Here is a 26,164-nt window from a genome sequence, read left to right as displayed (position 1 = left end):
ACCTCTTCGTGTCAAGTCGCACCCGAGCTGTGAAGCTCGGGCGTAGTGTCGGGCATATGCGGATTGCCGTTTCCTCGGACATGGATGAACCGGTGGCGCGGCTGGTCGTCGACGAGCTGCGCCACCGTGGCCACACCGTGCTCGCCTTCGGCGCGCTACGGGCCGGTGACCGGAAGGACTGGGCCTGGAGCGCCGAAGCGGCCGCGCGTGAAGTGGCGGAAGGCCGTACGGAGCAGGCTGTCGTCTGCTGCTGGACGGGCACGGGCGCGTCCATCGCCGCCAACAAGGTGGCCGGCGTGCGCGCGGCCCTGTGCGGTGACGCCTACACGGCGCGTGGCGCGCGCAAATGGAACGACGCGAACGTGCTGGCGCTCAGCCTGCGGCTGACCAGCGGGGCGTTGCTGACCGAGATCCTGGACGCGTGGTTCGACGCCGTCGCGAGCGGCCATGCGGACGTCCAGGCCAACATCGGGCATGTCGATTCCATCGGGGTTTCCGACGGGGTTTCCGACGATGCATCCGATGAGGCCGACGCAGGGGCTCCTCCGGTCGAGGAGACGGTCCGATGAACGATCTCCCGTGGGTCGTCGTACGCCAGGACGACAACGGCAACCGCTACCGGGTCGGCCGCTACGCGACCCGCGAGGAGGCCGAACGCGTCTCCGACATGCTGGACGCGCGCGGCCACAAGCAGCTCTATCTCGTCGAGCGGATCGACCGCCAGGCGTCGTAGGGTTCCGCGCATGACATTGCGCGTCGTCGTGGGCGGAGCCGTACTGGACCAGGGGCGACTGCTCGCCGCCCGCCGCAGCGCCCCTCCCGCGCTGGCCGGGCGCTGGGAGCTGCCCGGCGGCAAGGTCGAGCCGGGCGAGACCCACGAGCAGGCCCTCGTGCGCGAGCTGCGCGAGGAGCTCGGCGTGGAGGTCGAGCCGATCGCCCGGATTCCGGGGGAGTGGCCGCTGACCTCGGGGTTGGTCCTGCACGCGTGGACGGCGCGGCTCGTGTCCGGAACGCCGGTTCCGCTGGAGGACCACGACGAGCTGCGCTGGCTGTCGCCGGACCGGATCCACGACGTCGACTGGCTCGACCAGGACCGCCCGGCAGTCGCCTGGACCGCCGCCCACCTCCTCGCCTCCGGCTGAGGTTTCCGCCTCCTCCCGCACCCACTGGGCGGGCGAGGGTGGCCTCAAACGCCGGCCGGGCTGCCTTGGACTGCTGCCGGCCCTGAGATCCGGGCGAGATGTTCGTCGCGGTGCCCGGCGCCCGCCGGTGCGGCCCTCGGACGCCGGGCCGTACGGGTGGTAGCCGCGCGCGTCGGCCCGGACGCGAGCGTCGGTGGTCCGACGTCAGCCCGCCGAGGATGTAATCCGCGGCCAGGTTCGATGGTCGGGCCGAGGCGCGCCCGCTTCCGCGCCGTCGGCCTGGCAGCGAGCGTCGGTGGTCCGACATCCGCCCGCCGGGGACCCAAGTGGCGGTCCGGGGCGATGGCTGGGCGAAGGCCCACCCCTCTCTCGCGACCGCGACCGGGATCGGCCAGGTCCGGGGCTCTGGGGCAGGGGTCTGGTCCGCATGTCCGGGGGACTCAGGGCGCGGCCAGGGGTTCGGAGCTGGTGCTGCCGTCCAACGCCCGACGCCGACGGCGGACCGTACGGCCTCGGCGCCTGTTCACGGCCGAGGCCGTACTCCCCGGCGCTGTGGGTGCCGGGCCTTACGCCGCAGGCGGACCACGCGCCGGGGTGCCGTCCCCGTCTGAGGCCGTACTCCCCCCACCGCGCCGGAGGCGGGGCGGTACGGAGGGGGAGATATCGGGTATGTGGGGGTTGATCCCTCTTCATAGCCGGGCGATCCGGCCCGATTCGGTCAGGGACGATGTGGACGGCTTGAGCAGCAGCGATGAGGCGGCGGGGGCGCGGAGGCGCGGCGGGCTGCAGCCGGGGCCGGTGGCCGAGGCCGGGGACAGCCCGACGGGCACGTTGCTGGACACGCTGCGGGTGGCCGTCGTCATGCTGGACACCTCGGGCCGAGTGTTGCTGTGGAGCCCACTGGCAGAGGAAATGTTGGGGTGGGCGGGCGAGCACATCGTCGGGCGGCGCGTCGGCGGCCTCTTCGACCTCGGCGAGTCGGCCGGCGGCTCCCGCCGGATGGCGGCGGTGCCCGAGCCGGGCAGGGCCGAGCGGATCCTCGCGGACCTGCTGCGCAACGGCCGCTGGGACGGCATCCTGTCGCTGCGGCACCGCGACGGCCACAGCGTGCAGGTCGAGGCGCGCGCCTCGCTGCTGGTGGACGGGGACGGCCGGCCGTTCGTCCTCGCCTCGGTCGCCGAGACGAGCCTGCTGCGCACCCTGGAACACGACCTCGCCGCGCTGGACGCGCTCTACGACTCGTCACCGCTGGGCGTCGCGGTCTTCGACACGGACCTGCGCTACGTACGGGTCAACGAGGCGCTGGCCCGGATGAACGGCCTGACCGCCGCCGAGCACATCGGCCGGACCGTCGGTGAGATCGTCGACGACCCCGGGGCGGCCGCGGAGCTGACCACGCTGCAGCGTGCGGTGCTGGACACCGGCCGTCCCGTCATCGACCTGATGATGCTGGCCCCGCGCGGCCTCGGCCACCGCTCCATCTCCTATCACCGGCTGGAGGACCGGGCAGGTCACGTGCTGGGGATCAGCGCGACGGTGATGGATGTGACCGAGCGCAAGGAGGCGGCCGACAAGGTCGAGCGGGCCCGCAGCCGGCTCGCCCTGCTCAATGACGTCGGCGCCCGGATCGGCGGCCTGCTGGACGTGCGCAGGGGCGCGGAGGAGCTGGCGAGGGCGCTGGTGCCGAGGTTCAGCGACTACTCGGGGGTGATCCTGCACGCGGCGGTCGCCGACGGCGGGGAGCTGCCGACGGTGCAGTACAGCGAGAGCACGCCGATGCGGCAGTTGGGCGTGGGCGCGATCCGGCAGGGCCCCGAGGTGGACCGGATGATCCAGCTGGGCTCGGTGATCTCGTTCACCCGCAAGTCCATCTTCGGCACGGTACTGGCCACCGGGCGCCCGCAGTTGGTGGAGAACAACGAGCAGTTGCTCGCGACGACATTCCCCGGCGACCCCAAGGTGCGCGCCACCATGGAGCTGGGCATCCACTCGCTGCTGGTGCTGCCGCTGCGGGCGCGCGGCGTCGTGCTGGGGCTGCTGGTGGTCAGCCGGGCGGACGGCAGGGAGCCGTTCGACCGCGACGACCTGGCGCTGGCGATGGAGCTCGCCGACCGCGCCGGCTCCGGGCTGGACAACGCGCGGCTGTACGTCCGCGAACGCGAGGGCGCCCTGATGCTGCAGCGCAGCCTGCTGCCGCAGACCGTTCCGCAGCCGCCCGGCGTCGAGGTCGCCTTCCGGTACGTGCCGGGCAGCAGCGGCACCGAGGTGGGCGGTGACTGGTTCGACGTGATCCCGCTGGCCGGCGGCCGGGTGGCGTTCGTCATCGGCGATGTGATGGGGCACGGGCTCGGTGCCGCCGCGACCATGGGCCGGCTGCGTACCGCCGTCCGGACGCTGGCCGGGCTCGACATGCCGCCGCACGAACTGCTGCGCCGCGTCAACGACCTCGGCGACGACCTGGCCCAGGGTCAGGACGAGGGCTGGATGGCCACCGTCGTGTACGCCGTCTACGACCCCGCGACCCGGCGCTGCACCCTGTCGAAGGCCGGGCATCTGCCGCCGGTGCTGGTCTATCCGGGAGAGGAGCGCGGGTTCGCGGGGTGCGGGGCGACCCTGCTGGAGATGCCGTCGGGGGCGCCGCTCGGCGTCGACGGCGTGGAGTTCGAGTCCGTGGAGCTGGATGTGCCGGACGGAACGGTGCTGGTGCTCTACACCGACGGGCTGGTCGAGGCCCGCGGCGAGGACATCACCGACGGCCTGGAGCGGCTCTCCACCGTGCTGTCCCGGCCCCTCTCCTCATTGGAGGACGCTTGTGACGACCTGCTTGCGACGATGGTGCCGGGCCGGGAGCCGGACGACGTGGCCCTGTTGATGGCACGGCTCGGTGGTCTCCCCGAGGGCAGCACCGCCTCGTGGACCTTCCCGGCCGAGCCCAGTGCCGTACGGCGGGCCCGCCGCCATGTCCGTGAAACTCTCTCCGACTGGCACCTCGAAGCGCTGACCGATGTGACGGTGCTGCTCGTCAGCGAGCTGGTCACCAACTCCCTGCGGTACGCGCACGGTCCGATCGGCGTACGCATGGTGCGCGGCGGCTCGCTGCTGGTCGAGGTCTCCGACCCGCTCCCCGATCCGCCGCTGGAACGCGTCGCCTCCGCCGAGGACGAGGGCGGGCGCGGCCTGCAGCTCGTGGCCCGTGCCTCACGGCGCTGGGGCACCCGGCACGGACGGCTCGGCAAGACCGTGTGGTTCGAACTCGCGATGCCCCCGGGCGTGTCCGGCACCTGACAGGGTGGTTCAGCCACTGCTCACCGGGTAGCGAGTAGAGGCGAACGGGAACCAGTGGGAGCCGAGATGATGCTGTGATCGTCAAGACCGTGTGCGGGACGGTCGTGATGCTGAATACTCGGCTCCAAACCGGTCCATGTGTGCTGAGCTGGAGGGGTCGGGCTAGTGAACGACGTGCCAGCGGGGGCCGATGTGTCTGATGAGCGGGACAGGTCCACTTCTCCCCGGGCCACGGTCTGGCAGTCCAGTCCGCCCGGTTCGATCTACGACTACATCCGCGTGGCGTCGTTCTCGATCGGTGCCGACGGACGGATCGACCAGTGGAGCGAGCGGGCCGCCGAGTTCTTCGGTGTGCCGGCCGCGCAGGCCCTCGGCAAGGACCCCATCACCGCCTTCGCGCCGCCGGACACCTGGGACCGCGGCCACGAGCGGGTGGCCGAGATCCTGGACGGCCGCGAGTGGATAGGGCTGGCGCCGTACCGTGATGCGGCCGGTACCGAGGGCATCGCCGAGATCTATGTGATGCCGGCCGACCGGGGGGCGCTCTGCATCGCCGTCGACGTCTCGTCGCTGCGGCAGATCGAGACCGATCTGGCCGCCTCCCAGGCGGTCTTCGGGCAGTCCCCGATGGGCTTCGTCCTCTTCGACACCCATCTGCGGCTGCTGCGCGTCAACGAACGTTTCGCGACCGTCTTCGGCCGCACCGCCGAGGAGCACCGGGGCCGCGGCCCGCACGACTTCCTGTCCCGGGTCGAGGCCGACCGGCTCACCGCCGCGCTGCGCCAGGTGCTGGAGAGCGGCGATCCGGTCCTGGACATGCCGCTGGTCGGCACCGTGCCGGGGGAGAGCGGGCGCCGGCGCTGGGCGATCTCGCTGTACCGGCTGCACAGCGGCAGCGGGCGGCCGATAGGAGTCGCCGGGCTGGCCATGGACGTCACCGGGCGGCAGCGGGCGGAGCGCGAGGCCGCGCACGCCCGCCGCAATCTCGCCCTGCTCAACGAGGCCGGGGTACGGATCGGCAACTCGCTGGATCTGGAGACCACGGCCCGCGAGCTGCTCGACGTCGCCGTACCGCACTTCTGCGACCTGGCCTCCGTCGACCTGTACCAGGCGTTGCTCGCCGGCGAGGAGGACCTTGGGGGCGGCACCTCGGACGGCAGCGGCGAGGTGCGCCGGGTGGCGTTCGCCAGTGCCGTGTCGAACGCGCCCTCCGCGATCCTGGGCGGTGACGGCGAGGACGGCTCGGTGCCCGTCGGATCCGTCCACCGCCACCTGTTCAACTCGCCCTGCGCCAGCGCGCTGCGCACTGCCCAGACGCAGATGCTGGGAGTGGATCCCGAGCCGGATCTGGGCGGCGCGCTCGTCCAGTCCACGCTGATCGTCCCGATGGTCGCCCGTGACACCGTCCTCGGCCTGGTGCAGTTCTCCCGCGCCAAGGGCAGCGAGCCGTTCTCGGAACGGGACCGGATGCTCGCCGAGGAGCTCGCAGCCCGCGCCGCGGTCTGTATCGACAACGCCCGCCTTTACCGGCGCGAGCACGAGCGTGCGCTGATACTGCAGCGCAGCCTGCTGCCACCGGGCAATCCGGAGGCGGCCGGGCTCGACATCGCCTGCCGCTACCTGCCGGGCAACATGGAGACCGAGGTCGGCGGCGACTGGTTCGACGTCATCGAGCTGCCGGGGCACCGCACCGCGCTCGTCGTCGGCGATGTCATGGGCCGGGGCCTGCGCGCCGCCGTGGCGATGGGTGAACTCCGCACCGCGGTAAGGACGCTGGCCCTGCTCGACCTGGAACCGGCCGAGGTGCTCACCGCGCTCGACGAGGTGGCCCGCGGGCTCGGCGCCCCGCCCGAGACCCGCAGCCGGCGCGGCAAGGACCGCGGCGGTACGGACCTCACCGAGGTCTACCTCGCCACCTGCGTCTACGCCGTGTACGACGCGGTCACCCGGCGGTGCACGATCGCCAACGCCGGACATCTGCCACCGGTGGTCGTCGAGCCGGGGGAGCCCGCGCTGATGCTGGAGGTTCCGACCGGGATGCCGCTCGGCGTGGGCGGCGAGCCTTTCGAGGAGGTCGACGTCGAACTCCCGGACGGCGCGCTCCTCGCGCTCTACACCGACGGCCTCGTCGAGTCCCGCAACCATCCGCTGGACGAGGGCCTCGAAGCCTTCCGCGCCGCGTTCGACGATCCGCAGCGGCCCCTGGAGGACGTCTGCGACCACATCCTCGCGACGCTGGACACCGCCCATGGCGAGGACGACATCGCGCTCCTGATGGCCCGCGTCCACGGCCTGCCGGCCGACTCCGTCGGGGACTGGACGCTGGAACCGCACCCCGCCTCGGTCGCCCGCGCCCGCGAGTACGCCCGGGAACGGCTGCTCTCCTGGGGCCTGGAAGAGCTCGTCGACACCACGGAACTGCTCGTCAGCGAGCTGGTCACCAACGCCCTGCGGCACGGCGACGGCGACATCAGGCTGCGGCTGCTGCGCGACCGCACCCTCGTCTGCGAGGTCTGGGACGGCGCGCTGGTCCAGCCCAGGCGGCGGCGCGCCCGCGACACCGACGAGGGCGGCCGCGGTCTGCAACTCGTCAGCCTGCTCAGCGAGAGCTGGGGCAGCCGCCGCACCCACCGCGGGAAGACCGTCTGGTTCGAGCTCGCCCTGCCGGGCGGCGGCCCGCCGAAGGAACCGACCGTGGACGAGCTGCTGAGCATGTACTAGGCCGTACCAGGAGCCGACGGCTACCCGCCGGCCTTGAGGGCGGCGAGCCTGGCGTCGACCTCCGCGCTGTCCGAGAGGGTGTCGAGGCTCTCGAACTGGGCGTCCAGCGAGGACGCGGCCAGCTCCTCCTTGCCCTTGGCCCTGGCCTCCTCGCGCCGGACCTTGTCCTCGAAGCGGCCCAGCTCGCTGGTCGGGTCCAGGACGTTGATGTTCTTGGCCGCGTCCATCATCTGGTTCTGCGCCTGCGCGGACTTGGCACGGGCCACCAGCGAGTCCCGCTTGCCCTGCAGTTCACCCAACTTGCTGCGCATCTGGTCGAGCCCGGACTTGAGCTTGTCGACGATCTCGGTCTGGCTCGCGATGACCGGCTCCGCGGTCTTCGCCTCCTTCTCCGCCGTGACCTGGCGGCCCAGCGCCACCTTCGCGAGGTTGTCGAAGCGGTCGGCGTCCGCGGCGCTTCCGGCGGCCCGCAGCTCGTCGGCCTTCTTGCTGGCTGCGAGGGCCTTGCCGCCCCATTCCGCGGCGGCGGCCACGTCCTCGTCGTGGTCCTGCTCCATCAGCCGGAGATTGCCGATGGTGGCGGCGACCGCCTCCTCGGCCTCGGAGATGTTGTTGCTGTAGTCGCGGATGAGCTGGTCGAGCATCTTCTGCGGGTCCTCGGCCTGGTCGAGGAGCGCGTTGACATTGGCCTTCGCGAGCTGGGTCACGCGGCCGAGGATCGTCTGCTTCGTCATGGTCGGGGTTCCTTTGCAAGTCGGTAGAAGAAGCAAGGAGCTGGTCAGAAGCGGCCGCCGCCGCCCATCCGGCCCCGGGTGCCGCCTCCGCCGAAGCTCCCGGGACCGCCGCCCCCGCCGAAGCCGCCGCCCCCGCCGCCGAAACCGCCCCCGCCGCTGTTCAGGATTCCGCCGAGGATGATCCCGCCCAGCACGGCGCCGCTCATCCCTCCGCCGCCCCGCCCGCCACCGAAGCCACCGCCGAAGCCGCCACCGCTCACGTCCTGCTGGGCGAACTGTTGTGCCTGACGGGCCAGCTGGTCGGCCTGCTGGGCCTCGGAGAGCGCGCCCGCCGCATCGGTGGCGGCCAGTGACTCGGCCTGCTCCAACCGCCGTTCGGCCTCGGCGAGCCGGGTACGCGCCTGACTGCCGATCGCGCCGCGGTGCGTGGTGATGACGTCCCGCGCCGCCGCCACCTCGCTGCGGGCCGCCAGCAGGGCCTGGCCGAGCAGACCGCGGGCCCGCTGCTCGTTCACCGCACCCTCGCGGGCACCGGCCAGTGCGACGTCGAGAGCGGCGTCCGCCTCCTCGATCCGGCGCAGCCCCGAGATCGGGTCGTGGCGGCCGGCCGCCAGCTCCTGCCGTACGTCGGCGAGGACGGATTCGGCGCGGGCGATCCGGCCCCGCAGATCGGCCGTCGGCGCCCCCTCGGCGGTCCCGCCGAGAAGCCCCTTGGCATCGGCCAGGTCGGTGTCGGTCTCGGTGAGCGCGTCGTGGAGCTTGGTGTCGGCCTGTTCCAGCTCCTCCGCGCGGCGTACGACGGACTCGGCGAGCGTCCCGGCCTGGTCGAGGGCGCCCTCGGCGGCCCGTACGAAGACCGCCGCCCGGGCGTTGTCGCTCGCGTCGATCGCCTGCCGCGCCCCGTCGATCGCGGTCCCGGCGAACACCAGCCGGTCCCGCGCCTCGGCCGGGTGGCCGGTGACCGGTTCGACGGCGGAGTCCGCGTAGGTCCGCGTCAGCGTGCCGATCGCGGTCTCGGCCGCCGCCACATGCGTGTCGAGCGCCGCCGCCGTCGCCTCGGCCTGCGCGAGGGCCTGCGGGGCGTTGGACTCCAGGGCCCGCAACCGGTCGAACGCCTCCGACTCGGCGTCCAGCCGCCGGTTGGCCTGGGTGCAGCGGCTCAGGATCTCGTCGAGCATCTGCCGCCGGGTCGCCTCGTCCTCGGGAAAGGCGTCGTCGAGCTTCTGCCGCAGCCGGAACGCGGCGTTCAGCTCGCTGCGCGCGTACGAGACCGCCTCCGTGAACGGCTGGGCCGCCTCGTCACCGAACTGAGCCGCCGCGAAGCCGAGCTCCTCCTGGCTGGTGCGCACGGCGTCGTCCGTCTCCACCAGCAGCTGCCGGGCCTGAGAGTCGAGCTCGGGGAGCGGCGTGACCCGGGCCTGCTCGGCGCCCGCACCGGCAGCTGCGCCCCGGCCCCAGCCGGCGCCCTGCGGCGGCGCGCCCCGGCTGCCCCGCCTGCGCCGCGAGTACGCGTACGCGACGAGCACGCCGGCGCCGCCGACCGCCACCACGGGGATCCACAGGCTGCTCGCGCCGTTCCCCTCCGAGCCGCCGCCCGGATCCGCGGCCCCCGGCGTGATCGCGGGCGCCACGACCGGCTGCCCGTCGAGTACGGCCCCGAACCCGTTCGCGGCGCCGATGGCGGCCCCGGCCCAGTCGTTCTGCTTCAGCGCGGGCTCGATCGCCGAGCGGTTCACCTCGTCCAGCTGGCTCTGGGTGAATCCGGAGCCCTGGTCGGCGGAGACGGCGTACTGCCGGTCGTGGGTCGCGACGGCCAGCAGCACGTCGTTCTGCCCGAGACCGTTGCGCTGAGCGGTGGCGTTGGCCCACTCCTGGGCGTCACGGCCGGAGAAACCGCTGACGTAGGCGACGAAGAGCTGGATCCGGTGCCCGGAGTACAGCTTGTCCAGCGCGTCCGCCGTCTGCTGCTTGCGGTCGCCCAGCGCGCCGACCTTGTCGGTGATCTGGCCGGTGCGCGACAGCGTGATCGGGTCGTCGGCGTACGCCGTACCGACGGTGCCGGCGAGCGGCAGCAGCAGGGCGCCGAGCAGCGCCATGATTCCGCCGAGTCGCCGCATCAGCCGCATCCGATCCGCCACGCGCCTGCGGCATGGCTCTGTTCGGGAGCGTATGCGCGGTTTGTACCCCTCGCGACCGGACTGCATCCAGCCGTGCCAGGGCCCCCACGGGCCCGCACGAGTGGTCGTGACGTGAGGGGGACGGGGCCGCAGGGGGAGGGGTCCGAAATGCTGCCGAGCTATTTGTGGGCCGCTGGGGGCACCCCCGGCCGAAGGTTGGGGGACCGTAAATAGTCGATTTCGGACCCCTCCCCCGGAGGGCCCGGCCCCCGACCCCGCCGACGACGCGGGCCGGACCCCCTACGGCCGCCGCAGAATCTTGCTACCGAGCCAGACCAGCGGATCGTACTTGCGGTCGACGGCCCGCTCCTTGAGCGGGATGAGCGCGTTGTCGGTGATCTTGATGTGTTCCGGGCAGACCTCGGTGCAGCACTTGGTGATGTTGCAGTAGCCGAGCCCGTGGTCGTCCTGCGCCGACACCTTGCGGTCCAGGCCCTCCTCGGCGGCGGCGTCGAGCGGGTGCATGTCGAGCTCGGCGATCCGCATCAGGAAGCGCGGCCCGGAGAAGGCGACCTTGTTCTCCTCGTGGTCGCGGACCACGTGGCAGGTGTCCTGGCACAGGAAGCACTCGATGCACTTGCGGAACTCCTGGGAGCGTTCCACGTCCTGCTGCTGCATCCGGTACTCGCCGGGCTTGAGACCGGCCGGCGGCACGAACGCCGGCACCTCCCGCGCCTTGGCGTAGTTGAAGGACACGTCCGTCACCAGGTCCCGGATGACCGGGAACGCCCGCATCGGCGTGACGGTGATGGTCTCGTCGGCCGTGAAGACCGACATCCGCGTCATGCACAGCAGGCTCGGCCTGCCGTTGATCTCGGCGCTGCACGATCCGCACTTGCCGGCCTTGCAGTTCCAGCGGACGGCGAGATCGGACGCCTGGGTGGCCTGCAGCCGGTGGATGATGTCGAGGACGACCTCGCCCTCGTTCACTTCCACCTGGTAGTCGTTCAGCTCCCCGCCGTCGGGGTCGCCCCGCCACACCTTGAAGTGTGCTGTGTACGTCACGGGGCCAACTCCTCGTCCGTCAGATACTTCAGCAGTTCTTCCTTCTCGAACAGGGCGAGGAGGTCGTCCCGCATCGGGTCCATGTCGCGGTGGCTGAGCTTGACCTGGCCGCGCTCCGGGTCGGTGTCGGCCAGCCCGCCGCTGGGGTCCGACAGCTCGCAGACGAGGTTGACCTTCCTCCAGGCCCGGTCCATACCGGGGTGGTCCTCACGGGTGTGGCCGCCGCGGCTCTCGGTGCGCTCCAGCGCGGCGCGGGCCACGCATTCGCTGACCAGCAGCATGTTGCGCAGGTCGATGGCCAGGTGCCAGCCGGGGTTGAACTGCCGGTGCCCCTCGACGCCGGCCCGCCGCGAGCGCATCCGCAGATCGGTGAGGCGGCCGAGCGCCTCCTCCATCTCCGGGGCCCGGCGGATGATGCCGACCAGGTCGTTCATGGCCTGCTGCAGTTCCTGGTGGAGGGTGTACGGGTTCTCCGGCGGGTGCCCCTGCGCCGCGTCCGGGCCGGAGGCCTCCGCGCTGAACGGGCGCAGCGCCTCAGCCGCCGCGCTGTCGATCTGGTCCTCGGGTACGGCGGGCCGCCCCGAGCCGAGCCCGGCCACGTACTCCGAGGCGTGCAGTCCGGCCCGACGGCCGAAGACCAGCAGGTCGGACAGGGAATTGCCGCCCAGCCGATTCGAGCCGTGCATCCCGCCGGCGACCTCGCCCGCCGCGTACAGTCCGGGCACGCCGCGCGCGGCCGCGCTGTCGGGCTCCACGTCGACGCCGCCCATCATGTAGTGGCAGGTCGGGCCGACCTCCATGGGCTCGGCGGTGATGTCGACATCGGCGAGTTCCTTGAACTGGTGGTGCATCGACGGCAGCCGCCGTTTGATCTCCTCGGCGGGCAGCCGGGTCGACACGTCGAGGAAGACCCCGCCGTGCGGAGTGCCGCGGCCCGCCTTGACCTCGGAGTTGATGGCGCGGGCCACCTCGTCGCGGGGAAGCAGCTCCGGCGGGCGGCGGAACTTCTCCGGGTCGGCGTACCAGCCGTCGGCCTCCTGCTCGGACTGCGCGTACTTCTCCTTGAAGACGTCCGGGATGTAGTCGAACATGAACCGTTTGCCGTCGCTGTTGCGCAGCACCCCGCCGTCGCCGCGCACCGACTCGGTGACGAGGATGCCCTTGACGGACGGCGGCCAGACCATCCCGGTGGGGTGGAACTGGATGAACTCCATGTTGATGAGCGGCGCGCCCGCGAGCAGCGCCAGCGCGTGCCCGTCGCCGGTGTACTCCCACGAGTTGGAGGTCACCTTGAAGGACTTGCCGATGCCGCCGGTCGCCAGGACCACGGCCGGGCTCTCGATGACGAACAGCCGGCCCGACTCGCGGATGTAGCCGAAGACCCCGCTGACCGCCGGGCCGTCCTTGAGCACCCGGGTGACCGTGCACTCCTGGAAGACCTTCAGCCGTGCCTCGTAGTCGCCGAACTCGGCGAAGTCCTCCTGCTGCAGGGAGACGATCTTCTGCTGGAGGGTGCGGATCAGTTCCAGGCCCGTCCGGTCGCCGACGTGCGCGAGCCGCGGGTACTCGTGGCCGCCGAAGTTGCGCTGCGAGATCCGGCCGTCCTTGGTGCGGTCGAAGAGCGCGCCCCAGGTCTCCAGCTCCCACACCCGGTCGGGCGCCTCGCGGGCGTGCAGCTCCGCCATCCGCCACTGGTTGAGGAACTTCCCGCCGCGCATGGTGTCGCGGAAGTGCACTTCCCAGTTGTCGTGGGAGTTGGCGTTGCCCATGCTGGCGGCGATGCCGCCCTCGGCCATCACCGTGTGCGCCTTGCCGAACAGCGATTTGCAGATGACCGCCGTGCGCATGCCCTGCTCGCGGGCCTCGATGGCGGCGCGCAGACCTGCCCCGCCCGCGCCGACGACGACCACGTCGTAAGTGTGCCTTTCGACTTGCGTCATGCTTGTTGGCATCCCCTTCGTTTAGAAGAACCGCGGGTCGTCGAAGGCGCCGCTGGCGACGAGATATACGTAGAAGTCCGCGAGGGCCACGCTGATCAGCGAGACCCAGGCGAGCAGCATGTGGTGCCTGTTGAGCCGGCTGACCCAGCCCCAGAGGCGGAACCGCACCGGGTGCTTCGAGAAGTGCTTCAGCCGGCCGCCGATGATGTGCCGGCAGGAGTGGCAGGAGAAGGTGTACGCCCAGATCAGGATGATGTTCACCAGCAGGACGAGGGTGCCGAGGCCCGCGTGGCCCCAGTTGCCGTCCGCGTCGCGGAAGCTCAGCACGACGTCGTACGTCAGGATCCCGGCGACCGGGATCGCGAAGTAGAAGAAGTACCGGTGGATGTTCTGCAGGATCAGCGGGAAACGCGTCTCACCGGTGTACGTGGCGTGCGGCTCGGCGACGGCGCAGGCGGGGGGCGAGGCCCAGAACCCGCGGTAGTACGCCTTGCGGTAGTAGTAGCAGGTGAGCCGGAAGCCGAGCGGGAAGATCAGCACGATCAGGGCCGGGGAGATCCCCCACCAGCTCCCGAACAGGTGCCAGTCGGCGCCGCCGTTCATGTCGGTGCAGTTCGACGCCAGACACGGGGAGTAGAACGGCGACACGTACGGCGCCGCGTAGTAGTTCCCGTTCGCGAACGCGCGCCACGTCGAGTAGACGACGAACGCCCCCAGGCCGAGCGCGGTCACCAGGGGTGGGATCCACCACCGGTCGGTCCGCAGATGTCGGGTCGGAATGGTCGCGCGCCCCTGCGTGTGGACACCACGGCGGGCGGGACTGCTGTCGGCGGACTCGGTACTGGAGGTGGTTCCGGTGGCCAATGCGTACTCCGGAGGGAGCGGAAAGGGGTGGGAGCCGGTTAACGGCTGCGGGGACGCTGTGGGTACGGGAGGGCCACGGGTTCGGGGAGGGCGGGGTTCACGGCGCGTGGCCGTGGGCGGATCCCAGCCCCTCGTCCTCGCAGTCGGACCACAGCGCGGGGTCGTACGGGGTGTCGGGCACGATCACCATCTCCACCGGACCCGTCTGGGCGGTGGAATGCGCGGCCTCGCGCAGCAGCGACAGGCTCTCGCGGAGATGGTCCGCGTCGGAGCGCACACGACGCATGTCGAGGCTGTTCCCGACGTGCTCCTCCAGCCGGCCCACACAGCGGACCAGGTCGTCCAGCCGGCGCTGAACCGATGTCAGATCGTCTTGTAGGGACATGGTTTTCCCTCAGCTCTGCCGCAGTGCGGTCGATGACGCTCATGCGCAAGCGAGTGTCGCGCGTCACATGCGCAGTTGGGAAGAGCGCGTACAGGTGAAATGGCGCCCGGCCCGGATCGCGTCCCGGCCGCACGCCCTCCCGGCCCGCCGTGGGCGCCCGCCGCCGTTCGGGTGGCCTGTGGTCCCTTCACGCCGTGTCGCACCGCCACGCAGGTAAGCGTCGCTTTCAGTAGGTGCGATAAGCGACAAATACCGCCAACTGAGTATAACTGGTGCACGTCCCGAAGGCGTATGCCGGACCGAAGGCGGCCGGAGAGCCCGCGGAGGTACCTGACCATGTCCCGCACCGTCATTCCCGCATCCGTACGCGGGGCAGATCCCCGGCCCCGGTACCGTCCCCGGCCCGCCGTGCCGGGGCTGCGCGGCGCGGCCCTGGCGGGCGTCGCCGCGCTCGCCCTCGCCGGCTGTTCCGCCGAGACCACCGCGGGGCCGGTCGTCCAGGGCACCGACATCGCCTCCGCGCCCCGCGGCGGCGTCAAGGACGGCGGAACGCTGCGCTGGGCCGTCGACAGCGTGCCGGCCACCCTCAACGCCTATCAGGCGGACGCGGACGAGGACACGGCCCGCATCGCGGCCGCCGTCCTGCCCGCGATGTTCCGCCTCGACGGCCGCGGCACCCCACAGCGGGACGCGGACTTCCTGGACGGTGCCTCCGTCGTCGAGCACGAGCCGAAGCAGGTCGTGTCGTACCGGCTCAACCCGAAGGCGAAGTGGAGCGACGGCCGGGCCGTCGGCGCCGACGACTTCAGCGCGCAGTGGAAGGCGCTCAGCGGCCGGAACGCCGCGTTCTGGACCGCGCGCAACGCCGGCTACGACCGGATCGCGGACATCAGCCAGGGCGCGGACAGCCATGAGGTCAAGGTCACCTTCGCCACCCCGTACGCCGACTGGCAGTCGCTCTTCACACCCCTCTATCCCAAGGCGGTGACCAGCGACCCGGACGCCTTCAACGAGGGCGCCCGCTCCGCGCTGCCCGCCGTCGCCGGGCCGTTCAAGGTCAAGGAGCTCGACCGCAAGGCGGGCGCCGTCACCCTGGTCAGGAACCCCATCTGGTGGGGCCGGCCCGCCAAGCTCGACCAGCTGGTGCTCACCGTCGTGCCGGCCTCGGCCCGGGCCGCCGCGCTGACCGGCGGAAAGCTGGACGTGGCGGAGCTGGACCCGGCCGCCCTCCCCTCGATCCGCAAGGCGACCGCCGCCAAGACCCTCACCGTCCGCAAGGCCCCCGGCGCCGCGTACTCACAGCTCGCCCTCAACGGCAGCGCGGGCCCGCTGGCCGACGAACGGGTCCGGCGCGCGGTGGCCCGCGCCGTCGACCGGCAGGCCATCGCCGACGCCGTACTGAAGCCGCTCGGCCTGCCCGCCAAGCCGCTCGGCAACCACCTGGTCCTCGCCTCGCAGAACGGCTACGAGGACCACAGCTCGGCCCTCGGCTCCGCGGACGCGGACCAGGTCCAGGCGCTGCTCGCCGACGCGGGCTGGCAGCGCACCCCCGGACAAGCCCCGACCGGGGGCAAGGCCGCCAACCCGGCCAAGCCCGCCGCCCCCGTCCCGACCAAGCCCGACGCGGCCGCCCCGGCCCTCGGTGTGACGGTGGTCGAGCCCAGCGGAGCGCTGCGCAAGGACGGCAAGCAGCTGACCCTGCGGTTCGTCCTCCCCTCGACCTCACCGGTGCTGGCCGACGTCGGGAACCGGATCGCCGCGATGCTGTCGAAGATCGGTGTCCGCACCGAGATCACCAAGGTCGCCGACGCGAGCTTCTTCCACGACCACGTCGCGGCCGGAAACTTCGACCTGGCCCTGTACTCCTGGCCCGGTACGGCCTACCCGGCCACCGACGACCGGCCGATCTTCGCCAAGCCGCTGCCCGCCCCCGACGGGTCGCTGACCGTCGAGCAGAACTACTCGCGGGTCGGCACCGACCAGATCGACCAGCTGCTCGACCAGGCCGGCTCGGAGCTGGACCGGAAGGCGGCCCGCGACCTCACCTCCCGAGCCGACTCCCGCATCTGGGCCGCGGCCGGGTCCGTCCCCCTCTTCCAGCGCCCCGAGCTCGTCGCGCTGCGGTCCACGGTCGCCAACGCCGGAGCCTTTGGCTTCGAGGCCCCCCGATATCAGGACATCGGGTTCCGTAAGTAGGGGTCCGCGCTCAGTGCTTTTGCCGGATTGACCCGCCCCGCCGCCCGGATGGCGGAATACGCCCGGAAACCGTCGCTGCCACGGGTCCTTCGGGTTGTCACACCGGTCCCGCCCGCTCCGGAAGGAGCCCGTGGGGCCGGTGTTTCCGGCGTTCAAACCTCTCCCGGGCGGCCGAGTCGCCGTGCGCCCCGTACCATGGGGTAAGGCCGCGGCTTGTCCTGCCCGGCGGGCGAGTGCGTCAACACGGAACGCGCAGCCATCCACGATCCCGGGAGAAGCGCCGCAGCATGTCCACGCGCCACGATATTCGTAACGTCGCCATTGTCGCCCACGTCGACCACGGCAAGACGACCCTTGTCGACGCCATGCTCAAGCAGGCCGGCGCATTCGCTGCCCACCAGCACCTCGATGACCGCATGATGGACTCGAACGACCTGGAACGTGAGAAGGGCATCACGATCCTGGCCAAGAACACGGCCGTGAAGTACCACCCCAAGGGTGGCGGCGACGTCATCACGATCAACATCATCGACACCCCCGGCCACGCCGACTTCGGTGGTGAGGTCGAGCGAGGCCTGTCGATGGTCGACGCGGTCGTGCTCCTCGTGGACGCCTCCGAGGGCCCGCTGCCGCAGACCCGCTTCGTGCTGCGCAAGGCGCTGACGGCGAACCTGCCGGTCATCCTCTGCATCAACAAGACGGACCGCCCGGACTCCCGGATCGACGAGGTCATCAACGAGACCTACGACCTCTTCCTGGACCTGGACGCGACCGAGGAGCAGATCGAGTTCCCGATCGTCTACGCCTGTGCCCGTGACGGCGTCGCCTCGCTGACCAAGCCGGAGAACGGCACGGTCCCCCCGGACAGCGACTCGCTGGAGCCGTTCTTCTCCACCATCCTGTCGACGGTCCCCGCCCCCGAGTACACCGAGGGCGCGCCGCTCCAGGCGCACGTCACCAACCTGGACGCCGACAACTTCCTCGGCCGTATCGCGCTCCTCCGCGTCGAGGAGGGCGAGCTCCGCAAGGGCCAGCAGGTCGCGTGGATGAAGCGTGACGGTTCGGTCACTCAGGTCAAGATCACCGAGCTGCTGATGACCGAGGCGCTCACCCGCAAGCCGGCCGAGAAGGCGGGCCCCGGTGACATCTGCGCCGTGGCCGGTATCCCGGACATCACCATCGGCGAGACGCTGGCCGACCTGGAGAACCCGGTCGCGCTGCCGCTCATCACGGTCGACGAGCCGGCCATCTCCATGACCATCGGTACCAACACCTCGCCGCTGGTCGGCAAGGGCGGCAAGGGCCACAAGGTCACCGCCCGCCAGGTGAAGGACCGGCTGGACAAGGAGCTCATCGGTAACGTCTCGCTCCGCGTGCTGCCGACCGAGCGTCCCGACGCGTGGGAGGTCCAGGGCCGTGGCGAGCTGGCGCTGGCGATCCTCGTCGAGCAGATGCGCCGCGAGGGCTTCGAGCTGACCGTCGGCAAGCCGCAGGTCGTCACCAAGACGATCAACGGCAAGGTCCACGAGCCGGTCGAGCGCATGACCATCGACTGCCCCGAGGAGTACCTCGGCGCGATCACGCAGCTGATGGCGACCCGCAAGGGCCGTATGGAGACCATGACGAACCACGGCTCCGGCTGGGTCCGCATGGAGTTCGTCGTCCCGGCCCGTGGCCTGATCGGTTTCCGTACCGAGTTCCTCACGGACACCCGCGGCACCGGTATCGCGCACAGCATCTTCGAGGGTCACGAGCCGTGGTTCGGCGACCTGCGCACCCGTAACAACGGTTCCCTGGTGGCGGACCGCGCCGGCGTCGTGACGCCGTTCGCGATGATCAACCTCCAGGAGCGCGGCGTGATCTTCGTCGAGGCGACCACCGAGGTGTACGAGGGCATGATCATCGGTGAGAACTCGCGTTCCGACGACATGGACGTGAACATCACCAAGGAGAAGAAGCTCACCAACATGCGCGCCGCCTCCGCGGACAACACCGAGAACGTGGTGCCGCCGCGCAGGCTCTCCCTGGAGCAGTCCCTCGAGTTCTGCCGCGAGGACGAGTGCATCGAGGTCACCCCGGAGACCGTGCGTATCCGCAAGGTCGTCCTGGACCAGAAGGAGCGCGGTCGCGCGTACTCCCGCGCCAAGCGCTGACGCCTTCCGCTCGGATCATCGGGTGAAGAGGGGGTCCGGGGACGTGTCCCCGGGCCCCCTCGGGCTCTACGGGACGTGTCCCCGGCCCCTCCGGGCCTTCCAGGGCGCTGCGCGGGCCGTGGGGCCGTCCGGAGCCCCCGGACCGTCTCCCCTGGTCCTGGCTGCCGCTGTGAGCGCTCCGGCGGCTGGGATCAGCCTGTCCGGCGCCCGAGGGCGCGTGGCCCGGGTGAAGCCATGGTCATGGCGCGGGCGCCGGGGTGTTGCCCGGCACGATCCAGGCCGGAGGTTGCAGCACCGGGGTCTTCCAGTAGATGTCGAGCCGGGTGATGAGCCCGTCCTCGCCGAGTTCCATGACGTTGGCGAACGACATCACGTTCCGCTCGTCCGTCGTCGTCGGCTGGATCGTCTCGACGGCCTCGTTGAGCGCCCGCCGGCCGTCCGCGCTGAGGAACGTCCGGCGTGACTCCAGCCGGTGGAAGGCCATCCGCTCCGTCACCCGTGAGACGAACGCCACATACGCGTCCCGACCCCGGACGGTGTCGTCCTCGTCGCCGCGCATCCCGACGCGTACGAAGCCCTCCGCCAGGGTGGCGGCGACGAGGGTCCAGTCGTGCGTGTCGACCCCGCGCCAGAACGACTCCACCGTCTCCTCGCGCCGAGCGTGTTCCAACTCACTGTGGGGCACTGGGCGTTCCTTCCCGCGACCGGCTGATACCTGACGGTCAGTCAGATTAGCCGTCCGACCCCTAGGAGGCGATGGGTGCGACCAGCTCGACCTCGAACCCCTCGGCGTTCTCCAGGTAGGCCGCGCAGTGCGCGTTGCCGCCCGCGAAGGGGTGCCGCTCGGGGAACATCAGGATCCAGCCGTGTTCCGGACCCCGGGCCGCCAGATCGTCGACCATGGCGCGGTCGGCGACGTGGAAGGCCAGGTGGTTCAGGCCCGGACGGCGCCGTTCGTGCCGGTCGCCGGCCAGGTCGGGGGAGCGCTCCACCACGATGTAGGTGGGGCCGAGCTTCCAGCTGCGCCCCGCGGGCCAGTCCTGGAACGGGGTGTAGCCGAGCTCACCCAGCAGCCACCCCCAGCTCGCGGTGGCGGCCGGCAGGTCGCCGACCCACAGCTCGACGTGGTGCAACAGTCCTGAGGTCTCCTCGATCATGGGCCGATTCAACACGTTCCGGCAGCGTCGCGGGCCCGGCCGTATCGGGGACGCACGGGGGTGACCCGCGTAGACTCGGGGTGGATTTTTCGGACGCTCCGCAACGGATTTCACGAGGGCGTCGTCCGGATAGCGGACGCGATTCGCCGGATGTTGCGTTAACAGTCCGTTTCGCGGGTGTCTGTCTACGTTCCAAATGTCCGAATTGTGGGCCAAGTTCGTGCCTGATGTGATCAAAGCGAGACCATTTGGGTGTGGTTACGCGCCTAAACGTGCCCGATAGTGGGACGCAGTTCAGCTCGGGTCAATGGGTCCAAGCGCTTATGGGGAGCGCCGACTCACGAGCAACAGAGGGCCGATTTCGCTGTCAGGGGTGTCAGCGGATGGTCGGCCTTCTTTTCACGTATCAACAGTGAACTCCTGAGGAGGCTTTCCATGCGCGGTGCCAAGAGCGCCAAGTGGGTCGTTGGCGCGGTCATCGTTGCTCTTGCAGCGACCGCTTGCGGCGGCGACAACAAGGACGACAAGCCGGCCGGTGCCGGTAAGGCCGGTGGCACCTTCAGCCTCGGTCTCGTCGAGCCCGTTGCGATCGACCCGGTCAACGCCCAGGAGTCCGAGGGCATCCTGGTCACGGACAACCTGTTCACCGGTCTGTACGAGCCGACCGCTGACGGCAAGGTCATACCGGCCCTCGCGACCTCCAAGACGGTCAGCGACGACGGCAAGACCTGGACCTTCAAGATCAAGCCCGGCACCAAGTTCACCAACGGCGAGATCGTCAACGCCGAGGCGTTCATCCGCGGCTGGACCCGTCTCGCGGCGAAGGCTTCCGCGTCCGACGTGGCCACGCCCAACGTCGGTGGCATCGAGGGCTTCGACGCGCTGCAGAAGGGCACGGCGACCACGTTCTCCGGCCTGAGCGCGCCGGACGAGAACACCATCCAGGTGAAGCTCACCACGCCGGACTTCGAGTTCGACGTCAAGACCACGCACACGTCGATGTCCCCGGTGCCGAAGGTCGCGGGCGCCGGCAAGAACCAGGCGTACAACGACGCACCCATCGGCAACGGCCCCTTCAAGATGTCGGGCAAGTGGGAGCACAACAAGTCGATCACGCTCGTCCGCAACGACGACTACGGTCTGACCAAGGCCCACCTCGACACGGTCAAGATCTCCATCCTGAACTCGGCCAACGCCTCGCAGCTCGAGTACCAGGGCTTCCAGTCCGGCCAGTTCGACTGGGCGCGTATGCCCACGGCGCAGCTGACCGCGGCCAAGGCCAAGTACAGCGCGCAGAACGAGTGGATCCAGGCCGACACCAGCGGCATGAACTACCTGCTCCCGATCACCTCCGCCGGTCCGCTCAAGGAAGCCAAGGCGCGCCAGGCGATCTCGTACGCGATCGACCGTGACGCGATCATCGCGGGTGTCTTCCAGGGCATGCAGACCAAGTCGACGACGATCCTTCCGCCGTCCTTCAAGGACGTCTACCAGAAGGACCTCTGCACCTCCTGCATCAAGCAGGACCCGACCAAGGCCAAGGCCCTCATGGCCGAGGCCGGTCTGAAGCCGGGCGACGAGCTGCACATCGGCTTCAACACCGGTGGTGGCCACGAGGAGTGGGTCCAGGCCGTCGTCCAGCAGATCAAGACGGTTCTGGGTCTGAACGTCAAGATGGACGCCAAGCCGTTCAAGGAGCTGCTCGCCGACGAGCAGGCGCCGAACTCCACCGGTGCCTACCGCTTCGCGTGGGGCGCGGACTACCCGACCCCGGACAACTTCCTGTTCCCGCTGCTGGACTCCAAGTCCATCAACCCGGACGCTTCGGGCAAGGTCCAGGGTGACAACCGCGGCCGTTACAACAACCCGGCGTTCGACGCGCTGGTGGAGAAGGCCCGGAGCACCAAGGACACCGCCGCTCGCAACGAGGTCTACAAGCAGGCCGAGAAGCTGGCGATGGACGACCAGGCCCTGATCCCGCTGTGGAACCGCACCCAGTTCCGTCTGGTGAACACCAAGAAGTTCACCGGTGGGGCGATGGACTTCCACGAGGACCCGAACCTCGCCGAGATCAGCGCGAAGTAGTCACACACCGCCGCATCCAGTGCGGCGCGAACCGGGGGCCGTGGCATCGAGTCGAGACTCGGTTGCCCCGGCCCCCGGCCCCCGTCGGGAACGGTGTGATCCACCGCCCCGTCCAGGCGCGCCCAACCAGGGCGTTGTGGCTGCTTCGGTGCGGCAGCGAGGTAGAGAGGTAAGTCATGGGAAGGTACGTGGTCCGCAGGCTGGGCCAGATGGTTGTCGTCGTGCTCGGTGCGACGATGATCCTGTTCGCCTGCCTGTTCGTGCTCCCCGGTGATCCGGTGGGCTCGCTCGGCGGCGACAAGGCGCGTGATCCCGCGGTCGTCAAGGAACTGCGGCAGCGGTACGGGCTCGACGACCCGTTGGTCGTGCAGTACGTGCACTATGTGGAGAAGCTCGCACAGGGCGACCTGGGACAGGACTACACCCAGGACCGCTCGGTCAACGAGATCCTCCAGCCCAAGCTGGTGAACACGGCGAAACTCGCGGTGACCGCGATCGTCTTCGACATCATCCTGGGCCTGAGTGTCGGTGTACTGGCGGCGATGCGCAGATACTCGATCTGGGACGTGTCGGTGACCTTCGTCACCACACTCGCGGTCGGCGTCCCTTCCATCGTTATCGGCATGATCCTTCAGCGGTTCTTCGTCGTGGAGCTGGGCTGGTTCCCGCTCATCTCCGACGGGACGTGGAAGTCACTTGTCCTGCCCGCGCTGACGCTTGCGATCATCGATGCGGCCCTCGTCGCACAGATCGCCCGGAGCACCATGCTCGAAGTGCTGCGTGCGGACTACGTGAAGACCGCGGTGGCCAAGGGGCTGCCGCGCCGGACGATCCTGGCCCGGCACATCATGCGCAACTCGGTCATCCCGGTCATCACCTACCTGGGTATCTCCTTCGGCGCTCTGCTCGGTGGTGCGCTCATCACCGAGACGATCTTCAACTGGGACGGCATCGGACTCGCGCTGATCACGGCAATTCAGTCGCAGAACAACCCGATCATCGTCGGCGTGGTGACGTACAGCGTTGCTGTCTTCATCCTGCTGAACCTGATCGTCGATCTGCTCTACGCCGCACTCGATCCGCGAATCCGCCTCTCCTGACCCCCAGGGTCGTCCCGAATTAGGAGTCACACCATGACTGAGGTCGTCACGGGCATGGATGGGTCGGGTACCGCGGCCAGTCCGGCCCCGGCCGCGCCGAGCGCAGCCGAACCAAGCGTTGCGAGGATCAGCAACTGGAGCGAGATCCGCGCCCGCTTCCTCGCCAACAAGCTGGCCGTCTTCGGCCTGCTGATCGTCGTTGTTCTTCTCCTGGTGGCGGTGTTCGCGCCGCTCATCGCGCCTGCGGATCCGCTCGACCAGGACCTGATGAACACCCTGAAGGGGCCGAGCAGCGCCCACTTGCTGGGGACCGATGCCCTCGGCCGCGACCAGCTGTCCCGCATCATCTACGGCAGCCGCATCGCGATGATCGTCGGCCTCGCCTCGATCCTGCTCGCCTGCGTCATCGGCATCACGCTGGGTGCGATAGCCGGCTACTTCGGCCGCATCTGGGACACCGTGATCATGCGTGTCGCGGACGTCTTCTTCGCCTTCCCGCTGCTCGTCGGCGCCATCGTCATCATTCTGCTGATGGGCCGCGGCGTACTGCCCGTCGTGATCTCGCTGGGCATCTTCTCCTGGGCCACCTTCGCCCGACTGCTGCGCAGCCAGATCCTGTCGGTGCGTGAGATGGACTACGTCCACGCCGCCAAGGCGCTGGGTGCGAGCCGGCGCAGGATCGTGCTGAAGCACATCCTGCCCAACTCCGTCACCTCGGTGGTGGTCTACGCGGCCAGCAGCGTCGGTATCGCGATCGTCGCCGAGGCGTCGCTGTCCTTCCTCGGTGTCGGGGTCAGCCCCGAGGTCGCCGAGTGGGGAAACATGATCTTCGCGGGCAAGGACTTCATGGGCGTCAAGGACTACCTGTGGGTCTACCCCAGCCTGGCGATCGTCATCACCGCGCTCGGCTTCGTCTTCCTCGGCAACGGCCTGCGCGACGCGCTCGACCCGAAGCTCCGGTGAGGCGCCCCCATGAGTCGGACCCCCACGAGCTACGAGCAAGCAGGACGAAGGTGACGGCATGACCACGGTCGAAACGGCCGCCGAGAGCACTGGAACGACCGCCGCCGGCGGCCCGCTGCTCGAAGTGCGCGACCTCCACGTGGAATTCAAGACGCGCGACGGTGTGGCCAAGGCCGTCAACGGCGTCAACTACAGCGTGAGCGCCGGTGAGACGCTGGCGGTACTCGGCGAGTCGGGCTCCGGCAAGTCGGTGACCGCCCAGGCGATCATGGGCATCCTGGACTCGCCTCCCGGGCGCGTCGCCCAGGGCGAGATCCTCTTCCACGGGCAGAACATCCTGGCCCTGCCGGAGAGCGAGCGGCGGAAGCTGCGCGGCAACAAGATGGCGATGATTTTCCAGGACGCGCTGTCCTCGCTGAACCCGGTGCTCTCCGTCGGCTTCCAGCTGGGCGAGATGTTCACCTCGCACCAGGGGCTGTCGAAGAAGGACGCGAAGAAGAAGGCCATCGAACTGATGGAGCGCGTCCGGATCCCGGCGGCGAAGGAGCGGGTGGGTGACTACCCGCACCAGTTCTCCGGCGGTATGCGCCAGCGCATCATGATCGCGATGGCCATCGCCCTGGAGCCCGACCTGATCATCGCGGACGAGCCGACCACCGCGCTCGACGTGACGGTCCAGGCCCAGGTCATGGACCTGCTCGCGGAGCTCCAGCGCGAGTCCAACATGGGTCTGATCCTGATCACCCACGACCTCGGTGTCGTCGCCGACGTCGCGGACAAGATCGCGGTGATGTACGCGGGCCGGATCGTCGAGACCGCGCCCGTGCACGAGATCTACAAGCGGCCGGCCCACCCGTACACCAGGGGCCTGCTCAAGTCGATCCCGCGCCTGGACCAGAAGGGCCAGGAGCTCTACGCGATCAAGGGCCTCCCGCCGAACCTGCTGGCCGTTCCGTCCGGCTGCGCCTTCAACCCGCGCTGCGACATGGCGCAGGACATCTGCCGGACCGATGTGCCGCTGCTGAACACGGTGACCGAGGCCGACGGCGGCGAGCTGCCGGGCCGTGGCAGCGCTTGCCACTTCTGGAAGGAGACGATCCATGGCTGATCTCAGCAAGGCTGAAACCGGCAAGGCTGATCTCAGCAAGGACGTTGAGACGACAGTCGAGGCCGTCGAGGCGGCGATCAACGCCCCGGTCGACCGCGGCGAGCCGATCCTCCAGGTCCGTAACCTGGTCAAGCACTTCCCGCTGACCCAGGGCATCGTGTTCAAGCGCACGATCGGCGCGGTCAAGGCCGTCGACGGCATCTCCTTCGACCTGTACCAGGGCGAGACCCTGGGCATCGTCGGCGAGTCCGGCTGTGGCAAGTCCACGGTCGCCAAGCTGCTGATGAGCCTGGAGACGGCCACCGCGGGCGAGGTCCTCTACAAGGGCCAGGACATCACCAAGCTGTCGGGGAAGGCCCTCAAGGTCGTCCGCCGCAACATCCAGATGGTGTTCCAGGACCCGTACACCTCGCTGAACCCGCGCATGACGGTCGGCGACATCATCGGCGAGCCCTTCGACATCCACCCCGAGGTGGCGCCCAAGGGCACCCGCCGCAAGAAGGTCCAGGACCTGCTGGACGTCGTCGGGCTCAACCCGGAGTACATCAACCGGTACCCGCACCAGTTCTCCGGCGGCCAGCGCCAGCGCATCGGCATCGCCCGCGGCCTCGCGCTCAACCCGGAAGTCATCATCTGCGACGAGCCGGTCTCCGCGCTCGACGTGTCGGTCCAGGCACAGGTCATCAACCTGATGGAGAACCTGCAGGACGAGTTCAACCTCTCCTACATCTTCATCGCCCACGACCTGTCGATCGTCCGGCACATCTCGGACCGGGTCGGCGTGATGTACCTCGGCAAGATGGCCGAGATCGGCTCCGACGCCGAGATCTACGAGTACCCGACCCACCCGTACACGCAAGCGCTGCTTTCGGCCGTCCCCGTTCCGGACCCCGAGGCCCGCGCCCACCGTGAGCGCATCATCCTGACCGGAGACGTACCGTCCCCGGCCAACCCGCCGTCCGGCTGCCGGTTCCGTACCCGCTGCTGGAAGGCGGAGGAGCGCTGCTCGACGGAGGAGCCGCTGCTCGCGATCCCGGAGCGATTCAAGGGCGTCGACTCGCCCGCGTCGCACGAGTCCGCGTGCCACTTCGCCGAGGTGAAGGACGTAGTGGGCGTCGCGTAACCGCTTCGCTGTCCGACAGTTGAGGG

At 70.0% G+C, this 26,164-nt stretch carries 20 protein-coding genes; 12 read left to right on the top strand and 8 right to left on the bottom strand.

All coding sequences use genetic code 11. The features are described from left to right. Positions 1–56: 56 nt before the first annotated feature. The 5 genes from AC07DC_RS32960 to AC07DC_RS32940 all read left to right on the top strand — a co-directional run bounded on the left by AC07DC_RS32960 (position 57) and on the right by AC07DC_RS32940 (position 7,148). Positions 57–569 (top strand): RpiB/LacA/LacB family sugar-phosphate isomerase, encoded by a 513-nt coding sequence (locus AC07DC_RS32960; RefSeq protein WP_478918150.1) that lies wholly within the window; start codon positions 57–59, stop codon positions 567–569. Beyond that, positions 566–733, top strand: coding sequence for an SPOR domain-containing protein (locus AC07DC_RS32955; protein ID WP_478918149.1), 168 nt, complete (start codon positions 566–568; stop codon positions 731–733). The genes AC07DC_RS32960 and AC07DC_RS32955 overlap by 4 nt, the downstream gene beginning before the upstream one ends. Positions 734–743: 10 nt before the next feature. Next, positions 744–1,142, top strand: a complete 399-nt coding sequence (locus AC07DC_RS32950) for a (deoxy)nucleoside triphosphate pyrophosphohydrolase (RefSeq protein ID WP_478918148.1) — start codon at positions 744–746, stop codon at positions 1,140–1,142. Positions 1,143–1,880: 738 nt separating this feature from the next. Next, complete coding sequence (locus AC07DC_RS32945) at positions 1,881–4,427, top strand: SpoIIE family protein phosphatase (RefSeq protein ID WP_478918147.1); 2,547 nt, start codon at positions 1,881–1,883, stop codon at positions 4,425–4,427. 192 nt (positions 4,428–4,619) lie between these two features. Continuing rightward, the gene (locus tag AC07DC_RS32940) at positions 4,620–7,148 is read left to right on the top strand and encodes a SpoIIE family protein phosphatase (RefSeq protein WP_478918146.1); all 2,529 of its coding nucleotides are present in this window, start codon (positions 4,620–4,622) and stop codon (positions 7,146–7,148) included. 20 nt (positions 7,149–7,168) lie between these two features. Here AC07DC_RS32940 and AC07DC_RS32935 read toward each other — a convergent pair whose 3' ends face one another. The 6 genes from AC07DC_RS32935 to AC07DC_RS32910 all read right to left on the bottom strand — a co-directional run bounded on the left by AC07DC_RS32935 (position 7,169) and on the right by AC07DC_RS32910 (position 14,253). Next, positions 7,169–7,882 carry a PspA/IM30 family protein gene (locus AC07DC_RS32935; protein WP_478918145.1) on the bottom strand — a complete coding sequence of 238 codons (714 nt, stop codon included), beginning with the start codon at positions 7,880–7,882 and terminating at the stop codon, positions 7,169–7,171. Positions 7,883–7,926: 44 nt separating this feature from the next. After that, positions 7,927–9,999, bottom strand: a complete 2,073-nt coding sequence (locus AC07DC_RS32930; RefSeq protein ID WP_478918144.1) for a TPM domain-containing protein — start codon at positions 9,997–9,999, stop codon at positions 7,927–7,929. Between the two features lie 300 nt (positions 10,000–10,299). Beyond that, positions 10,300–11,064 carry a succinate dehydrogenase/fumarate reductase iron-sulfur subunit gene (locus AC07DC_RS32925; RefSeq protein WP_478918143.1) on the bottom strand — a complete coding sequence of 255 codons (765 nt, stop codon included), beginning with the start codon at positions 11,062–11,064 and terminating at the stop codon, positions 10,300–10,302. Continuing rightward, positions 11,061–13,004 (bottom strand): fumarate reductase/succinate dehydrogenase flavoprotein subunit, encoded by a 1,944-nt coding sequence (locus AC07DC_RS32920; protein WP_478918142.1) that lies wholly within the window; start codon positions 13,002–13,004, stop codon positions 11,061–11,063. Before AC07DC_RS32920 ends, AC07DC_RS32925 begins: the two co-directional genes overlap by 4 nt. A 21-nt stretch (positions 13,005–13,025) precedes the next feature. After that, positions 13,026–13,868, bottom strand: coding sequence for a hypothetical protein (locus AC07DC_RS32915; RefSeq protein ID WP_478918141.1), 843 nt, complete (start codon positions 13,866–13,868; stop codon positions 13,026–13,028). A 97-nt stretch (positions 13,869–13,965) separates the two neighbouring features. Then, positions 13,966–14,253, bottom strand: coding sequence for a hypothetical protein (locus AC07DC_RS32910; protein WP_478918140.1), 288 nt, complete (start codon positions 14,251–14,253; stop codon positions 13,966–13,968). A gap of 336 nt (positions 14,254–14,589) precedes the next feature. On the opposite strand from AC07DC_RS32910, the gene AC07DC_RS32905 reads away from it, so the two are divergent. Next, a complete protein-coding gene (locus tag AC07DC_RS32905) occupies positions 14,590–16,449 on the top strand; it encodes an ABC transporter family substrate-binding protein (RefSeq protein WP_478918139.1) in 1,860 nt (619 codons plus the stop codon). A gap of 287 nt (positions 16,450–16,736) precedes the next feature. Continuing rightward, the gene (gene typA / locus AC07DC_RS32900; protein ID WP_478918138.1) at positions 16,737–18,602 is read left to right on the top strand and encodes a translational GTPase TypA; all 1,866 of its coding nucleotides are present in this window, start codon (positions 16,737–16,739) and stop codon (positions 18,600–18,602) included. 238 nt (positions 18,603–18,840) lie between these two features. On the opposite strand, the gene AC07DC_RS32895 is transcribed toward typA, so the two are convergent. Next, positions 18,841–19,287: a nuclear transport factor 2 family protein gene (locus tag AC07DC_RS32895; protein ID WP_478918137.1), complete on the bottom strand. Its 447-nt coding sequence runs from the start codon at positions 19,285–19,287 to the stop codon at positions 18,841–18,843. Between the two features lie 61 nt (positions 19,288–19,348). After that, complete coding sequence (locus AC07DC_RS32890; protein ID WP_478918136.1) at positions 19,349–19,759, bottom strand: VOC family protein; 411 nt, start codon at positions 19,757–19,759, stop codon at positions 19,349–19,351. 435 nt (positions 19,760–20,194) lie between these two features. Here AC07DC_RS32890 and AC07DC_RS32885 point away from each other — a divergent pair, with 435 nt between their 5' ends. From AC07DC_RS32885 to AC07DC_RS32865, 5 genes are all read left to right on the top strand, one after another. Next, positions 20,195–21,844 carry a peptide ABC transporter substrate-binding protein gene (locus AC07DC_RS32885; protein ID WP_478918135.1) on the top strand — a complete coding sequence of 550 codons (1,650 nt, stop codon included), beginning with the start codon at positions 20,195–20,197 and terminating at the stop codon, positions 21,842–21,844. A 176-nt stretch (positions 21,845–22,020) separates the two neighbouring features. After that, on the top strand, positions 22,021–22,944 hold the full coding sequence (locus AC07DC_RS32880) for an ABC transporter permease (RefSeq protein WP_478918134.1): 924 nt from the start codon (positions 22,021–22,023) through the stop codon (positions 22,942–22,944). 33 nt (positions 22,945–22,977) lie between these two features. After that, entirely contained in the window at positions 22,978–23,907 is a 930-nt protein-coding gene (locus tag AC07DC_RS32875; RefSeq protein ID WP_478918133.1) for an ABC transporter permease, read from the top strand. Positions 23,908–23,965: 58 nt separating this feature from the next. Continuing rightward, a complete protein-coding gene (locus AC07DC_RS32870) occupies positions 23,966–25,015 on the top strand; it encodes an ABC transporter ATP-binding protein (RefSeq protein ID WP_478918132.1) in 1,050 nt (349 codons plus the stop codon). Beyond that, positions 25,008–26,138, top strand: coding sequence for an ABC transporter ATP-binding protein (locus AC07DC_RS32865; RefSeq protein ID WP_478918131.1), 1,131 nt, complete (start codon positions 25,008–25,010; stop codon positions 26,136–26,138). The genes AC07DC_RS32870 and AC07DC_RS32865 overlap by 8 nt, the downstream gene beginning before the upstream one ends. Positions 26,139–26,164 lie beyond the last annotated feature (26 nt).

It is taken from the genome of Streptomyces sp. NPDC045021, assembly GCF_056432645.1.
This window is presented reverse-complemented; position numbering and strand designations above follow the sequence as displayed.

Excerpts from the sequence above, each read along its gene's own strand:
- AC07DC_RS32960 (WP_478918150.1), top strand. The coding sequence starts at position 57 with ATGCGGATTGCCGTTTCCTCGGACATGGATGAACCGGTGGCGCGGCTG.
- AC07DC_RS32955 (WP_478918149.1), top strand. The coding sequence starts at position 566 with ATGAACGATCTCCCGTGGGTCGTCGTACGCCAGGACGACAACGGCAAC.
- AC07DC_RS32950 (WP_478918148.1), top strand. The coding sequence starts at position 744 with ATGACATTGCGCGTCGTCGTGGGCGGAGCCGTACTGGACCAGGGGCGA.
- AC07DC_RS32935 (WP_478918145.1), bottom strand. The coding sequence starts at position 7,882 with ATGACGAAGCAGACGATCCTCGGCCGCGTGACCCAGCTCGCGAAGGCC.
- AC07DC_RS32930 (WP_478918144.1), bottom strand. The coding sequence starts at position 9,999 with ATGCGGCGACTCGGCGGAATCATGGCGCTGCTCGGCGCCCTGCTGCTG.
- AC07DC_RS32920 (WP_478918142.1), bottom strand. The coding sequence starts at position 13,004 with ATGACGCAAGTCGAAAGGCACACTTACGACGTGGTCGTCGTCGGCGCG.
- AC07DC_RS32910 (WP_478918140.1), bottom strand. The coding sequence starts at position 14,253 with ATGTCCCTACAAGACGATCTGACATCGGTTCAGCGCCGGCTGGACGAC.
- AC07DC_RS32905 (WP_478918139.1), top strand. The coding sequence starts at position 14,590 with ATGTCCCGCACCGTCATTCCCGCATCCGTACGCGGGGCAGATCCCCGG.
- typA (WP_478918138.1), top strand. The coding sequence starts at position 16,737 with ATGTCCACGCGCCACGATATTCGTAACGTCGCCATTGTCGCCCACGTC.
- AC07DC_RS32890 (WP_478918136.1), bottom strand. The coding sequence starts at position 19,759 with ATGATCGAGGAGACCTCAGGACTGTTGCACCACGTCGAGCTGTGGGTC.
- AC07DC_RS32885 (WP_478918135.1), top strand. The coding sequence starts at position 20,195 with ATGCGCGGTGCCAAGAGCGCCAAGTGGGTCGTTGGCGCGGTCATCGTT.
- AC07DC_RS32880 (WP_478918134.1), top strand. The coding sequence starts at position 22,021 with ATGGGAAGGTACGTGGTCCGCAGGCTGGGCCAGATGGTTGTCGTCGTG.
- AC07DC_RS32875 (WP_478918133.1), top strand. The coding sequence starts at position 22,978 with ATGACTGAGGTCGTCACGGGCATGGATGGGTCGGGTACCGCGGCCAGT.
- AC07DC_RS32870 (WP_478918132.1), top strand. The coding sequence starts at position 23,966 with ATGACCACGGTCGAAACGGCCGCCGAGAGCACTGGAACGACCGCCGCC.
- AC07DC_RS32865 (WP_478918131.1), top strand. The coding sequence starts at position 25,008 with ATGGCTGATCTCAGCAAGGCTGAAACCGGCAAGGCTGATCTCAGCAAG.